Here is a 13,667-nt window from a genome sequence, read left to right as displayed (position 1 = left end):
TGAACGCCAGCGGACCGGCGATGTCAATGCCCGATTCGTCCTCGGCCCGTTTTCCGAGTTCGAACCGTTACGACGTCTTCGTGACCGTCCGTGGGCCGGACGGGGTGGGCACCTTCCCCCGAACAGCCCCTTACGCGCCAAGATCACTGAGTTACGTTGGTCACATTCCTGCGGGTCCACGGGGGAGGTGGCTGGGGGATGGGGAGGACGGTTTCGGCCGTGGCCGATACGCGGCCGTTGATGTTCCCGAACGTCGAAGACGTCGTGTCCGGCTACCTCAAAGGACGTCCGGAGCTGGCGGGCGTGCCCGTCGGTTCGCTGCCACCGCCCGGATTCGACGGGACTCAGCGCGCCGTCGTGCTCACCCGGCTCGGCGGTCACTTCGCCGACGACGACCTGCTCGACCACGCCGAAGTACGGATCGATTCCTACGGACCGGACAAAACCGCCGCGCACGCGCTCGCCTGCGCCGTGCGCGGGGTGATGCCGCTGATCACGAGTGTCGCGCTGGCGGACGGCGTCGTCCTGCCCGACACGACCGAGATGCAGGGGCCGTGCTTTTCGCTCGACCGCAGGTTCACCGACGCCGACCGGTACCTCATGAAGTACCGGTTCCTGCTCGTGATCAGACCAAGACCGGCCTGAGCGGCCGGGCGAAAGCAGTGGGAGGGCTGTTATGCCAGGACTGAACGCCAGCGAGATCCGGGTGGCGGGTACCGGATCCCTTTTCGTGGCACCCGCGCACACCGCGGCTCCGGCGGATTTCACCAAGGACTGGGCGGCACCGTGGGTGAACCTCGGTTACACCAGCTCCGACGGGGTCAAATTCGTCAAGAAGGACAAACTCGATCCGGTCGACACCTGGCAGTCGGTGGCGGCGATCCGGTACGTGTTCAGCGATCGCGACTTCTCGGTGAAGTTCTCGCTGCTGCAGATCAACAGCGACACGATGACCTTCTTCTTCAGCTCCCCGGCGCCCGCCACCCCGAACGTCTACAACATCGACGCGGCACCGCGGGTGGACGAACGCGCGCTCGGGATCGAATTCAGCGACGGCCCGACCGTGAAGCACCGCTTCTACATCCCCCGCGGAGTGGTCACCGAAACCGACGAGACCTCGGTGACCAGGACTGCGGCGATCAAGCTCGGGATCACCTTCACCGCGCTGACCCCGATCAAGGACAACAAGTTCGAACCGCTGGCCCAGTGGTCGATGAACACCGCCGCACCGGCCGCAGTCGCCGAGACGGAGCCCGAAACCGAAGAACAGCCCGCGTAGAGAAAGCCAGGGGGAACACCGGAAATGGCGAAGTACAACGTCAACGCCGCACGCGCTCAACGGCTGGAAGCGCTGGGCGAGCGGTGGGAATTCGAACTCGACGGCGAGACCTTCTCGCTGCCGACCGAACTGCCGCGCGACTCCGTCGGCAGGCTCGCCGCACTGGATCCGTCCGATTTGGACGGTCTGCTGCAGGTCCTGCTCGGCGACGAACAGTTCAAGCGGCTCGACGAACACGCCGTTTCGGTGCAGGACGTCCAGGCCCTGCTGGAGGCGTACGGCCGTGACACCGGCATGTCGCTGGGGGAATCTTCGGCCTCGACGAGCTCCTGAGAGAGCACGGCGAGGCCGTCGAAGCCGATCTTCTCCGGTTCTACCGGGTGGATTTACTCGACTACTACCGCGGAAGGCTCTCCCCGCGGCGGCTGCGGGTGCTGATCCGGCATCTGCCGAGGGAGTCCGCGCTGGTGCGCGCGCTGCACGGCGACGTCGCGGGCTGGGGCATCGCCGAACACCTGCTCGCCGGCGCCGTCGACGAGCTCGCCGTGGGCAACTGGCTGTTCGTGACGGCGAATTCCGACGAGAACGCCGAACGGCCCGAACGGCCGCGACCGGTGCCGAGACCCGGAGTCGAAGAGGAGGAAGAGGTCGTGGCGACCACGCCTGAGCAGCTCGCCGCCTTCTTCGGCGCGCCGTCACCGGGAGGCGGCCGGTGACCGCGCCGACGTCCGCCATCACCGAAGCGGCCAAGGCCCAGGTCGACGCCCTGGTCACCGGGATCCGCGAGTCGGTCACCAACGCGGTTTCGGAGGCCGCGAACAAGATCACGCAGGATTTCGCCGAGCATGTCACCAAAGAGCTCACCGAGATGACGGCGAAGTTCAAGGAGAGCCATCCGGCGGTCACCGCCGCCGTCACCGACGTCGTGGGCTACGCCGACGCGATCACCACGGCGGCGACCGCCGTGCAGAACACTGTCACCCAGGTGCAGGACGCGGCCGCGGCCATGAAGGAACTGCCGACCGCGCTCAAGGACATCCGGACCGGGCTCAAGGAGAGCGGGAAGGAGATCGCCGCGTTCGGGCGGGATCTCAAGAACATGGTGAAGGGGGCGCCCGGCGCCATCCGGGACCTCGGCACTTCCCTGAAGGCGAATCTGTCGCAGGGACTGAATACCGCGAGGCAGGCGGCCGCCAACGCGGGCGCCGCCGTGGGCCGGTTCGCCGCGAGCGCGCGGAGCGCGGCCGTGGCCGCCGCCGGGGCGGTGAAGAACCTCGTACTGCTGGCGGCGGGGTATGCCAGAACCGCGGTGCAGGCGACCATCGCCGCCGCCCGGACGGTCGCGGTGGCCGTCGCGCAACGGGTCGTCGCGGTGGCGACCAGGTTGTGGGCGATCGCGCAGACCCTGCTGAACGTGGTCATGCGGCTCAACCCGATCGGCCTCGTCATCACCGCCATCACCCTGCTCGTCGGCGCCGTCGTCTTGGCGTACAACCGAAGTACGACCTTCCGGAACATCGTCAACGCCGTCTTCACCGCGGTGAAGAACGTGGTCGTCGGCGCGGTGAACGCGGTGCGGAACGTCATCTCGGTGGTGTGGCCGTTCATCTCGAAGGTCATCCAGGTCGCGGTGACGGCGATCCGGAACTACGTCACCACCTACTTCAACGCCGTCAGAACCGTGGTTTCGGCGGTGTTCACCGCGGTCAAGGCGGTGATCACCGGGGCGATCCGGGCGGTGGTGGCGACGATCCGCGGCGTCGGCCAGGTGGTCGGTATCGTCCGGAACGCCTTCAACCAGGCCAAGGACGCGGTGGGTTCGGCGATCTCCGGCGTCATCGGGTTCGTCCGCGGGCTGCCGGGGAAGATCGTCGGCGCGCTGGGCAATATCGGCCGCACGCTCTACGACGCCGGGAAGTCGCTGATCACCGGGTTCATCAGCGGGATCCGGGACATGGCGGGCAACATCCTGTCCGCGATCAAGAACTTCATCGTCGACAAGATCCCCGGCCCGATCAAGAGCATCCTCAAGATCTTCTCGCCTTCGCAGGTGATGGCCGGGATCGGCAAGAACATCGGCGAGGGTCTGGTCGTCGGCATTGACGGGACCGGTGACCAGGTTTCGACCGCGATGAAGAAGCTCGTCCCGGTCCCGAATTCGGCGACCATCAAACCCGCCATGGCGAGTCTCAGCACCACCATCGCCGCGACCGTCACGGGTCCGCTCGGCCGGGCCGCGGCGGTGACGACGACGGCGTCGCCGGTGACGGTGAACGTCCATCCTCGGGCGGGTCAATCGGAATACGAGATCGGCCGGGTTGCGGCCAGGGAGGTGGCATGGGCGGCGAAGCGGTGATCACCGGCGTGCTCGCGCTGCCCACGTACACGGTGGATGGCTGGGCGGGCAACACCGTCGACGGCGACGGCGTCGAATGGTGGGTGACCAAGGAGGACGGCTGGTCCAGCGCGCCGGGCGTGCGCCTCGATCTGTCCGATCGTCCGCAGCGGGACGGGAGTTTCGACGCGCCGTCGTTCCGGTCGGCCAGGGTGATCACCTTGGAGGGCACGGCCGTCGCACCGGACGAGGACACCCGCGAGCGGGCGAAAGACCGGCTGGCGGCGGTGCTCGCGGACGGTTCGGCACTCGCCGAATTCGCCGTTTCCGAGCGGACCGTGACCCGGCGCGCGCTGGTCCGGCTCACCGCGGGCACGAAGGTGGTGGACACGACACCGGTCAGTTTCGACTTCTCCGTACAGCTGGTCGCGCCGGATCCGCTGCGGTACGGCGCCGGCGTCCACGAGGAATCCTGCGGCCTGCCGAAGCCGGGTACCGGGCTCACGTTCCCGCTCACCTTCCCGCTGACGTTCGGGGAATCCGTCGACGGCGTGATCGCGGTGACGAACGCGGGCACCACCACCGCGTGGCCACTGTGGACGATCACCGGACCGTGTACGCAGCCGGTGATCCACAACGATTCGACGGGTGAATGGCTCGCGTTCTCCTTGAGCCTGGCGGCGGGGGACGTACTCGTGGTGGACGTCGCGGCCCGGACCGTCCTGCTCGGCGGGGTGTCCCGGCGCGCGGCCCTGCTGCCGAGGTCGAAGTGGTTCGGTTTCCCGCCGGGCAGCACCACGATCGGTTTCGATTCGTTCGACGACTCGGCGTCGGGGAGGCTCACCGCGAGCTGGCGCGACGCCTGGATCTAGGGGAGGGAACGACGATGGCAGAACGGCGTCCAGGCTGGGGCAACGGGGTCGAGGCGGCCGACGCGCGGCTGGTCACCGGCGCGCTCGTGCAGGCGCAGGCGACCGGCGACGCCCTCGATCCGCTGCGGGTGCGGCCGGGGATCCGGGACGGCGCTGGCTTTCCCGGCAACTGTGTGCTGGCGAGCAACAAGGTCACGGTCAACCCGTTCCAGGGCGTACTCGCCGATCCGGCCAAACCCGGAGACGGCGCCTACATCGTGACCCTCGACTCGGCGAGGGAACTCCCGTTCGGTGCTCAGCACGCCTCATTGCGGCGGATCGACCTCGTGGTCGCCGAGATCACCTCCGACGGCCGGTTCGCGATCACCTTGTACGCCGGGGAAAGCGCCGCGACACCGGTGCGCCCGGTGCCGTCGGGTTCGCCATATCTCGTGCTCGCCGAGATCACCGTCCCGCCGGCGGGCAGCAACCCCGGACCGTCCCTTGTGGACAAACGCCAGTTCACCGCGGCGGCGGGCGCGATCCTCCCGGTGCGGGGCGAAGCCGACCTTCCTCCGGCCGGGCTCGCACACGGCAGCCAGTTCGTCTACCGGCTCGACACCGGCCAGCTCCAGGTGAAGAAGGGCAACGCCTGGGTGGCCTACCGGCCGCAGCGCGGCGACACCTGGCATGCGGCCACCCTTCAGAACGGTTGGCAGAACTACGGTGCCGGGTTCAACGGCGCCGCCTACACGGTGATGGACGACGGGTGGGTGCGGTTGCGCGGCCTGGTCAAATCCGGCGCCTTCGACAAGCCGATCTTCACGCTGCCGGTCGGCTTCCGTCCGGTCGCGCAGTGGCTGCTCCCGGTCAGCACGAACCCCGACACGGTCGGCCGGGTCGACATCCATGCCAACGGATCGGTGATGGCCACCACGGGCAGCGCCGGCTGGCTCAGCCTGGACGCCCTGACCTTCTCCACCTACTAGCGGGCAGGCCATGGGCACGACGTACACCTACCTCATCGCGGATCTCCGCGAGGGCACGATCCTGGACGAGCTCCCGCTGTCCGGGGTGTCGTTCGACAAGAAGCTGAACGACAGCGGGACCTTGCGCGGCCAGGTGCGCGTCGACGATCCCGAGCTCAGGGTGCGGGAACCGCGGTCGCTGACCGAACCCGGCCGGACGGCGATCTACGTCGATCGCGACGGAGATCTGTTGTGGGGCGGGATCATCTGGACGAGCCGGTACTCCGCGGCCAAGGGCACGCTGGAGCTCGGCGCCTCGGACTTCCTGTCCTACTTCGACCATCGGCTCGTCCTCGACCCGGCCGACCTGACCAGGACCGTGCCGTTCACCGGTGACCAGATCGCCGTGGCGCAAGGTGCGGTCCGGCTCGCGCAGTCCCATGTGGATGGTGATCTCGGGGTGACGTTCCTCGGTGCCACGGCTTCGGGTGTGGCGCGCACGGTGAGCTACACGCCCGCGGAGGCCAAGGCAGTGGCGGAGGTGCTGCGCGATCTGGCCGGCGCCGACGACGGTTTCGACTTCGCCTTCGACGTGCGGTACGACGGGAGCGGCGCGATCGAACGGTTCCTCCGGTTCGGCTATCCGCGGCTCGGGCAGCCCGGCGGGCCGCACGTCTGGGAGTACGGTGCGAACCTGATCGACTTCGGCTGGCCGAGCGACGCGGCGAGTATGGCGACGCGCATGCTCGGGACGTCCAGCGGCGGGACGGGCGCGCCGGTGATCCGCGCCGACCCGAGCGCACACGGGGCCGGCTGGCCCTTGCTGGAGGCGGCGGCGCCGCAACTGGACACCGCCGACGCGAACCTGCTCGCGGCGCACGTCGCCGGGGAACTCGCCGTCCGGAGGCGGCCGGTGGTGCTGCCGGAGCTGACCGTGCGTGCCGATCTGGACCCGGTCGTCGGTTCGTACTCGGTCGGCGACGACGCGCGGATGCTCATCGACGACCCGTTCTTCGCCGGAGACCTGCTCGACGTCACCGTGCGGATCCTCGGTTTCTCGGTCACTCCCGGCGACGACGCCGGGCAGGAGGAGGTCGTGCTGACCGTGGCACCGATACTGGGGACCGGATGAGCGCGTTCCATTCCCGCGCGGAGGCGGCATGAGCAAGGTCTACCAACCCGACACGCTGGTGTCGGAGCTGCGCGAGATCCAGCGACGGCTGCGGCTGCTGGAGGCCGGCGCGCCCCGGGTCGCGACGGCGATGCCGGCCCCGGCGCCGGTTTCGGCGGGGATCGCGCTCGGTGAGCCGTTCGCGCCCGCCCGGCCCGCCGACTGGCCCGGGACCGAGTCGGCGGAGTGGGAGCCCCTGCTGCGGGCCTTCGTCACGCCCGGTGAGGTGCGCCTGATCATCGAGACCGTCGCCGGCGCGGGGACGACCGGCCGGGTGCGGCTGCTGGTCGACGGCGATTCGCTGGCCACCGAGCTGGGTGCCGGCGAGGAGGTGTCCCGCGAGGTCGTCGAGCTGGACATCGAGGGCGAGCTGACCGAGATCGTGCTGGAGGGGCTGCGGCAGTCGGGGACCGGCTCGGTCCGGGTCGCGGCGTTCGTGCTCCCGCTGTCCTGAGTCGCTGTCCTGAATCGGACAGGGTTCGACGGACCTCTTGACCGGGTGGTCCGTTCTTGTCGAAGGTGGGCAGGCAGCGACAACGTTGTCAGGAGGCGGCCTTTCCCATGCCCGCACGTACTTCGATCCGCGTCGCCGGATTGCTCACCGCGTTCAGTGTGTTCACTGTCCCCGCCGGGCTGGTCACGCCCGTCGCGGCGGCGGCGCCCGGTGGCGACCCCGTGGACGCGGTCAACACCTTCATCGGCACCAAGGACGACGGCAACACCTTCCCCGGCGCCTCGGCGCCTTTCGGGATGACGCAGGTCAGCCCGATTTCCTCGCATTACGCCGGCTACCGCTACGACGACACGGCGATCCGCGGCTTCGGGCATTTCTTCCTGTCCGGCGCGGGCTGCTGGGAGCAGGGCGGCCTCGTGTCGTCCCTGCCCACCACCGGCGCGGTCGGGCCCGGCGCGGCGTTCGACACCACGAAACCCGAGACGTTCGACCACAAGAAGTACGCCTCGCCGTACACGCACGAGGGCGAGGTCGGGAAGCCCGGCTATTACAAGGTGCGGCTCACCGGTTACGGCGGCGTCGACGCGGAGACCACCGCGACCACGCGGACCGGCGTCGAGCGGTACACCTTCGCGAAGCCGGGTGACGCAAACGTTTTCGTCAACGTCGGGCAGGCCAACGACAAGGAACCCGTCACGGCGAGCCAGGTCCGGATCGTCGGGGACCGGACGGTCGAAGGGATGGTGGAGTCGCAGGCGTTCTGCGGCGGCAAACCGTACAAGACGTGGTTCACCACGACGTTCGACAAGCCGTTCAAGTCCTTCGGCACCTGGTCGCCGACGGGAGGCGCCCCGGGCTCGAAGGAGTCCGCCGGCGGTGAAGGACTGCGCGGTGCCTGGCTGACCTTCGGCGAAGGACAGGTCACCGCGACGACGGCGATCTCCCATGTGGACGCGTTCGGCGCCCGGCTGAACCTGGCGGCCGAGAAGGGCCGCTCGTTCGACGCGGTCCGCGACGGCGCGCAGCGCGCCTGGCGCAAGGAACTGTCCTCAGTGGACATCAAAGGCGGGACGAAGGACGACCGCACGGTCTTCTACACCTCGCTGTACCACGCGCTGCTGCAGCCGCTGACCGGCAATGACGCCGACGGCCGGTACCGCGGGTTCGACGACAAGATCCACCGCGCGCTGGGCTGGACCTACTACGAGTTCTTCTCGTTGTGGGACACCTATCGCACGCAGAACCAGTTGCTCGCCCTGCTGAGGCCGTCGCGGGCGAAGGACGTCGCGAAGTCCGTGCTCGCCATCAACGACCAGGGTGGCTGGCTGCCGCGCTGGGCGTACGCGAACCAGGAGACGAACACGATGACCGGCGATCCGGTCACGCCGTTCCTGGTCGACCTGTGGCGGTTCGGTGCGCTGTCTGGGCAGGAGTTCAAGGCGTACGAGGCACTTCTGCGGAACTCGCGGGAGATCCCGCCCGCGTCTTCGCCGTTCCAGGGCCGCTCGGGGAACGTGAGCTATCAGAAGGACGGGTTCGTCCAGTACGACAAGGACTTCCCGAAGAAGGGGCAGGACACCGACCCGAACCACGGCGCTTCGGCCACGCTGGAATACGCGCTCGCGGACTGCTCGCTGTCCATCATGGCCGCCGGGCTCGGCAAGAAGGACGACGCGAAAGCCCTGGCGGAGAAGGGTCGCAGCTACCGCGCGCTGTGGGACTCCTCGGTGACCGACCGCGGCTTCACCGGGTTCTACCGGCCCAAACTCGAAGGCGGCGAATGGTTCAGCCCGGCGGGCAAGCCCTTCGACCCGCAGAGCCAGGACGGGTTCCACGAGGGCACGTCGTGGCAGTACCAGTGGCTGACCCAGCAGGACGTACCCGGTCTTGTCGAACGGATGGGCGGCAAGGAGAACGTCGGCAAGCGGCTCGACGACTTCTTCGCCTACGGGGATCTGGTCAAGGACCCGGCGAAGACCGTGCGTGAGGAATGGGTCGTCGGCCCGTACAACTACTACAACCAGTTCCGCTACAACCCGAACAACGAGCCGGATCTGCACTCGCCGTGGATGTACACGCTGACCGGGCAGCCGTGGAAGACCTCGGCCGTGGTGCGCGCGGCGCACACGTTGTTCACCAACGCGCCGAACGGGGTCACCGGCAACGACGACCTCGGGACCATGTCCGCGTGGTACGTCTTCAGCGCGCTGGGCCTGTATCCGGCGGTGCCGGGCACCGGGCAGTTCGTGCTCAACGCGCCGCGGTTCGAGAAGTCCGTGGTGCACTTGGAGAACGGCCGTGACATCACCCTCAAGGCCGCCGGTGCCGACGGGGCGAAACTCCAGTACGTCCAAGGACTGGGAACCGGTTCGCAGCGGGCGTATGTCGGATTGGAACAGTTGACGCGAGGGACCACTTTGGACTTCAAGCTCACCGACAACGCCGCTGAGGCGACTTGGGCGATCGGTCCGGAAGGGGCGCCGAAATCGCCCTGCGCGGGCCTTTAAACAGGTCCATACCAGGGTCGTGAGGAGCATCACGGCCCCCGGTGTTCCGGTGAGGGCCGTCACGCCTCACACTGGTATTACCACGTCCGACAGCGCTGTTGACGTTCTTGGCGAGTCCGCCTTGGACAGTGCTCGTCGGACGTAGTCATGTGTGTACGCATAGTGGTGAGACCCCACAGGAGGAGAAAGTGTCCAGCAAGGCCGCTCTAGTATTCCGCGTGGCCGCGGTAGCCGAAGCCCTCTCATGGGCCGGGCTGCTGGTCGGGATGTTCCTCAAGTACGCCGTCAAGCTCGGCGAGGGCGGCGTTCCCGTCCTCGGCATGGTGCACGGCGTCGTCTTCGTCCTCTACATGCTGGTCTCCCTGTCCGTGGCGAAGCCGCTCGGCTGGCGCCCGAAGACCCTGATCCTCGCGCTGCTCTCCAGCATCCCGCCGCTGTTCACCTGGCTGTTCGAGTCCTGGGCGCTGCGCAACGGCAAGCTCGACGGCCCGCAGCGGCTGTCGCACGGCGGAGTCGGTCTGTTCGCCAAGACCCCGGAAACCGCCGCCGCCTGATCTTCTTTTAAGCGCGTGAAGGCCCCCTTCCCTCGGCTCAGTCGAGGGAAGGGGGCCTTCACGCGCTATTCGGTGAAGTCGCCGGTGGCCTTGCGGACCTTGGTGAGCAGATCGGTCAGCTGCTCGGTCTGCTTGCCGGTGAGCCCGGTCAGCCCGAAGTCGATTTCGGTGACCGCCTTCGTGGCCTCTTCGCGGCGTGCGCGGCCTTCGTCGGTGATCTCGACCAGCGTGGTCCGGCGGTCGGTCGGATGCGGCACGCGTTTGACCAGGCCGTCCTTCTCGAGCCGGTCGACGATGTTGGTGACGCTCGTCGGATGCAGTTGCAGCCGCTCGCCCATGACGCGCATCGGCAGATGGGACGCGCGGGCGAAGGTCAGCAGGACCAGTGCCTCGTACCGGGCGAAGGTCAGCCCGTGTGGTTTGAGCGCACCGTCCACCGCGGACTGGATGATCTGTTGCACGCGCATGATCCCGGTCACCGCGGCCATGGTTTCGGACGGCCCGATACGGGCTTCCCACAGCTGCGCCGCGCGGGCGATCGGGTCGAACGGCAACGGACGGCTCATGGCGCTCGAAGTTACCAGCGGGTACCCGTGCCACGCCGCACCACCGGGTGTTATGCGTGGAAAAACTGTCTGAACGAGGAGCAGAACATGATCGTGGCCTTCAGTGTCAGCCCGTCCGCGGCCGAGGAGGACGGCGGGGTCAGCGAGGCCGTCGCCCGCGCGGTGAAAGTGGTGCGGGAGTCCGGCCTGCCGAACTCCACCAACGCCATGTTCACCAATGTGGAAGGAGCGACGTTGGCTATAGGGTACATGACCTGATAGCCAGAAGTCCCCAGGTCAGGGGCATAAACCGTGTCGGGGCAGGTCACGGCCGTCGGTCAGCTCGACGGGTCGGAGTCGGCCAGCTTGGGCGCCTCGACGGCGGGCGGACGCTGCTCTGGGATCTTCCCGTCGGCCTCCTCGGGCGCGGGCGGCGACGCCGGCGGGCCGGTCTCGATAGAGAAGAACGGCGCCTTGATCCGGACATGTTCGCCGGGCCTCGCCTTGTGGAGGATCAAGCGGGTGACGAACCAGGTGCCGAGGATCACGACCACGAGGATGCAGGGGAGAGCCCAGAGGCTCGACGCGGACATAGTCGCGACACGGGAGACGAACTCGTACACACGCAGCCCTCACCGCTAGTGGACTCGGGGCGTCCCACCAGCCGGTAAAGGATGGCGTTCGCGTGAAACTCGTGTCAGCGCGAGGGCCGACGGGTCTTGCAACTACGAACCGGCCCCGGCGGTGCTGCGTGCACCGGACGGAACGTAGGTGTCCGCTCTCGCGGACTGGTCATACGGCTCGCAACAAGGCCGCATGTGTCGATACTTCGTTCTCGTTATTCGGTTCTTCGGTCGTTGATCGACTCGTAGCCGATGCCGTCAAGCGCACAAGGGGCACCTACTACGTGACACCTATCATACCTCGGATGCGCGTTGCGTCATGGCGGGGCGAGCGTTGTGGCTTGAAGGACGGATCTGCCACACGCAGAATCGAACTCATGTTCGATCGCTCCACGTCAGACGGCCCGCCGGAGAGAAGACCATCCGGGGCTACCGGCCTCCTCGGAAGGTCTGGGTGGACTTGAGCCAGCTCTTCCCGGTCGGCCCGCCCAGAGCGGATATCCCGGAGGGACTGGATCTCCAGGAGACGGTCCGCGGCGAACTGTCGATGTGGCAGGTCTCCACGACCGGCTACTGGTTCGGCTGGGTCCAGTTCATGATCAACGAGGGACGCGGCGGCGCGAAGGCGGGCCAGTGGGTCCCTGGCTACGCGCCCAAGCCGCGCGAAGAGCCGGACGTGTAAACGCGAGAGTTCCCGCTGGCGTTCCTTCGCCGCTGCCTGCCGATGTAGGCGTGGAGCTTGTGCTTCCACGCGCCCATCGGGTGCAAGGAGAAGACCGTGGTGGTCGCTCAACTCGTCGTGTCGTATGTCCTTCTCGGCCTGTTCTGCGCGTGCGTGGTGGTTGCAATCGTGAGGAAGGAGGGCACTCGCGCTGTCCTCCTCCTCGTCGGCGTCATGCTGCTTGGTGTCCTCGCGATGGGGTACGGCGATCCAGCCATGCTCCAGGCGGCGGCCGAGTTCGTCGCGAGCCTGCTTCGCTAACGCGTGTAAACGCAAAAAGGCCCCGTCTCCCATGGGCGGATTCTCGGGGTCCTCGCAACACCTGATGGCCTATGTGGTCGTCAGTAGATTACGCAGGCGCTCGGCTGGTGTTGACCAGTCGAGCGTTTGCGTGGTCGGCGGTTGAGTTTCTGGGCGACGTGTTCGAGGTCTTCGGCGCTGTGAACGGACAGGTCGGTGCCTTTGGGGAAGTACTGGCGGAGCAGTCCGTTGGTGTTCTCGTTTGATCCGCGTTGCCAGGGTGCGTGCGGGTCGCAGAAGTGGACCGGAACGCCGGTCGCGATCGAGAATTGCTTGTGTGCGGCCATTTCGCAGCCCTGGTCCCAGGTCAGCGAGCCGCGTAGATGTGCGGGCAGGGTCTGGATCAGCGGAACGAGCACGTCACGGACTTCTTCGGCGGTGTGCCCGCCGGGCAGGTGTCCGAGCATGACGTAGCGGGTGGATCGTTCGACCAGGGTCACGATCGCGCTCTCGTTGCGGGTGCCGACGATCAGGTCGCCTTCCCAGTGGCCGGGGATCGCGCGGTCTTCGACCTCGGCCGGACGTTCGGAGATCATCACCATGTCGTCGACGAACCGGGGTGTGCGCTGGTCCGGTGTGCGGCGTGGTTTGCGGCGGGTCCGGCCGGTCCGCAGCGCGGCCGCGACCTCGCGTCGCAGCCCGCCCCGGGCCTGGAGATAGATCGCCTGGTAGATCGTTTCCGGGCTCACCCGCATGTCCTCATCGTCGGGAAACTCGATGATCAGAGCTTGACAGATCTGTTCCGGTGACCACTGTTCCCGCAGCTTGTCGGCGACATAGTCGCGCAACGGGCCGTCCTGAGCGAGTTTCGACTTCTTTGGGCGCGGCCGGCTTGCCGCCCAGGCCCGCTGAGCGTGGTGTGGCCGGTAGACACCGTTGACCGACCGCGTGTCGATCTCCCGTTTGACGGTGGAGGCCGGGCGGCCCAGCGCCCGCCCGATCGCCCGGAACGACTCATCCTGACGGCGCATGTCGGCGATCAGCTCGCGTTCGGTCACCGTCAAGTACCGGGGGTGCACAGTGGCCTCGACCGCCGCGACAGACGGCTGCGAGGACACCGGGACGATGGGTCACGCCTGTCTTGTAGTCGATCCGGCGCCCATCCGGGTGGAGGCGCGAGCTATTCATCTTCCGGATCCCGCGATCCCAGTCACGAGCAGTGCGTTCGTTGACCCCGACCCGCGCCGCGGCTTCCCGCTGTCGCACACCGGCCACGCGAAGCCGGTCGTACTCCGCCCGGCCCGGATGCCCGGACGTGCCTGACTTCCCCGTGCCCCGCACTCCTGCCCGCCGCGCCCAGGTGTGAGCCGTTCCCCGAGGAACCCCAACCACCCGGGCAGCACCCGAAATGTTGCCCTT

Annotated in this window: 15 protein-coding genes and 2 pseudogenes; 14 read left to right on the top strand and 3 right to left on the bottom strand. The window is 67.8% G+C overall.

Annotated features, from left to right (window positions below; all coding sequences use genetic code 11):
* Positions 1–219: 219 nt before the first annotated feature.
* The 11 genes from DMH01_RS03005 to DMH01_RS02955 all read left to right on the top strand — a co-directional run bounded on the left by DMH01_RS03005 (position 220) and on the right by DMH01_RS02955 (position 10,119).
* Positions 220–645, top strand: coding sequence for a hypothetical protein (locus tag DMH01_RS03005; protein ID WP_125673575.1), 426 nt, complete (start codon positions 220–222; stop codon positions 643–645).
* Positions 646–676: 31 nt separating this feature from the next.
* The gene (locus tag DMH01_RS03000) at positions 677–1,279 is read left to right on the top strand and encodes a phage tail protein (RefSeq protein WP_199745349.1); all 603 of its coding nucleotides are present in this window, start codon (positions 677–679) and stop codon (positions 1,277–1,279) included.
* Positions 1,280–1,303: 24 nt separating this feature from the next.
* Positions 1,304–1,612: a hypothetical protein gene (locus DMH01_RS02995; RefSeq protein ID WP_125673574.1), complete on the top strand. Its 309-nt coding sequence runs from the start codon at positions 1,304–1,306 to the stop codon at positions 1,610–1,612.
* Between the two features lie 47 nt (positions 1,613–1,659).
* Positions 1,660–1,995: a hypothetical protein gene (locus DMH01_RS02990; protein ID WP_199745348.1), complete on the top strand. Its 336-nt coding sequence runs from the start codon at positions 1,660–1,662 to the stop codon at positions 1,993–1,995.
* The gene (locus DMH01_RS02985; protein ID WP_125673573.1) at positions 1,992–3,635 is read left to right on the top strand and encodes a hypothetical protein; all 1,644 of its coding nucleotides are present in this window, start codon (positions 1,992–1,994) and stop codon (positions 3,633–3,635) included. Before DMH01_RS02990 ends, DMH01_RS02985 begins: the two co-directional genes overlap by 4 nt.
* Positions 3,617–4,486: a phage tail domain-containing protein gene (locus DMH01_RS02980; protein ID WP_125673572.1), complete on the top strand. Its 870-nt coding sequence runs from the start codon at positions 3,617–3,619 to the stop codon at positions 4,484–4,486. The genes DMH01_RS02985 and DMH01_RS02980 overlap by 19 nt, the downstream gene beginning before the upstream one ends.
* A gap of 14 nt (positions 4,487–4,500) precedes the next feature.
* Positions 4,501–5,454 (top strand): hypothetical protein, encoded by a 954-nt coding sequence (locus DMH01_RS02975; RefSeq protein ID WP_125673571.1) that lies wholly within the window; start codon positions 4,501–4,503, stop codon positions 5,452–5,454.
* A 10-nt stretch (positions 5,455–5,464) separates the two neighbouring features.
* Positions 5,465–6,565, top strand: coding sequence for a hypothetical protein (locus DMH01_RS02970; protein ID WP_125673570.1), 1,101 nt, complete (start codon positions 5,465–5,467; stop codon positions 6,563–6,565).
* Between the two features lie 28 nt (positions 6,566–6,593).
* Positions 6,594–7,058: a hypothetical protein gene (locus tag DMH01_RS02965; RefSeq protein WP_125673569.1), complete on the top strand. Its 465-nt coding sequence runs from the start codon at positions 6,594–6,596 to the stop codon at positions 7,056–7,058.
* Between the two features lie 107 nt (positions 7,059–7,165).
* Positions 7,166–9,565, top strand: a complete 2,400-nt coding sequence (locus DMH01_RS02960) for a GH92 family glycosyl hydrolase (protein WP_199745347.1) — start codon at positions 7,166–7,168, stop codon at positions 9,563–9,565.
* Between the two features lie 188 nt (positions 9,566–9,753).
* A complete protein-coding gene (locus DMH01_RS02955) occupies positions 9,754–10,119 on the top strand; it encodes a DUF3817 domain-containing protein (protein WP_125673568.1) in 366 nt (121 codons plus the stop codon).
* Between the two features lie 65 nt (positions 10,120–10,184).
* Here DMH01_RS02955 and DMH01_RS02950 read toward each other — a convergent pair whose 3' ends face one another.
* Positions 10,185–10,685 (bottom strand): MarR family winged helix-turn-helix transcriptional regulator, encoded by a 501-nt coding sequence (locus DMH01_RS02950; protein WP_037341773.1) that lies wholly within the window; start codon positions 10,683–10,685, stop codon positions 10,185–10,187.
* An 87-nt stretch (positions 10,686–10,772) separates the two neighbouring features.
* On the opposite strand from DMH01_RS02950, the pseudogene DMH01_RS02945 reads away from it, so the two are divergent.
* Positions 10,773–10,913: pseudogene (locus DMH01_RS02945) on the top strand (MTH1187 family thiamine-binding protein); the annotation flags it as partial.
* A gap of 89 nt (positions 10,914–11,002) precedes the next feature.
* On the opposite strand, the gene DMH01_RS02940 reads toward DMH01_RS02945, so the two are convergent.
* Positions 11,003–11,287 carry a hypothetical protein gene (locus DMH01_RS02940; protein ID WP_199745346.1) on the bottom strand — a complete coding sequence of 95 codons (285 nt, stop codon included), beginning with the start codon at positions 11,285–11,287 and terminating at the stop codon, positions 11,003–11,005.
* 460 nt (positions 11,288–11,747) lie between these two features.
* Between DMH01_RS02940 and DMH01_RS02935 the strand changes: the two genes are divergently transcribed.
* Both DMH01_RS02935 and DMH01_RS02930 read left to right on the top strand, forming a co-directional pair.
* Positions 11,748–11,969 (top strand): hypothetical protein, encoded by a 222-nt coding sequence (locus DMH01_RS02935; RefSeq protein ID WP_233621383.1) that lies wholly within the window; start codon positions 11,748–11,750, stop codon positions 11,967–11,969.
* A 96-nt stretch (positions 11,970–12,065) separates the two neighbouring features.
* On the top strand, positions 12,066–12,269 hold the full coding sequence (locus tag DMH01_RS02930) for a hypothetical protein (protein ID WP_125673567.1): 204 nt from the start codon (positions 12,066–12,068) through the stop codon (positions 12,267–12,269).
* Between the two features lie 69 nt (positions 12,270–12,338).
* Here the strand turns inward: DMH01_RS02930 and DMH01_RS02925 are convergent.
* Positions 12,339–13,514 (bottom strand): annotated as a pseudogene (locus tag DMH01_RS02925) (IS30 family transposase).
* Between the last annotated feature and the right edge of the window lie 153 nt (positions 13,515–13,667).

The organism is Amycolatopsis sp. WAC 04182, from assembly GCF_003947465.1.
Classification (GTDB): domain Bacteria; phylum Actinomycetota; class Actinomycetes; order Mycobacteriales; family Pseudonocardiaceae; genus Amycolatopsis.
Note: the sequence above shows the minus strand (reverse complement) of the source record. Positions and strands in the feature narration are given on the sequence as shown.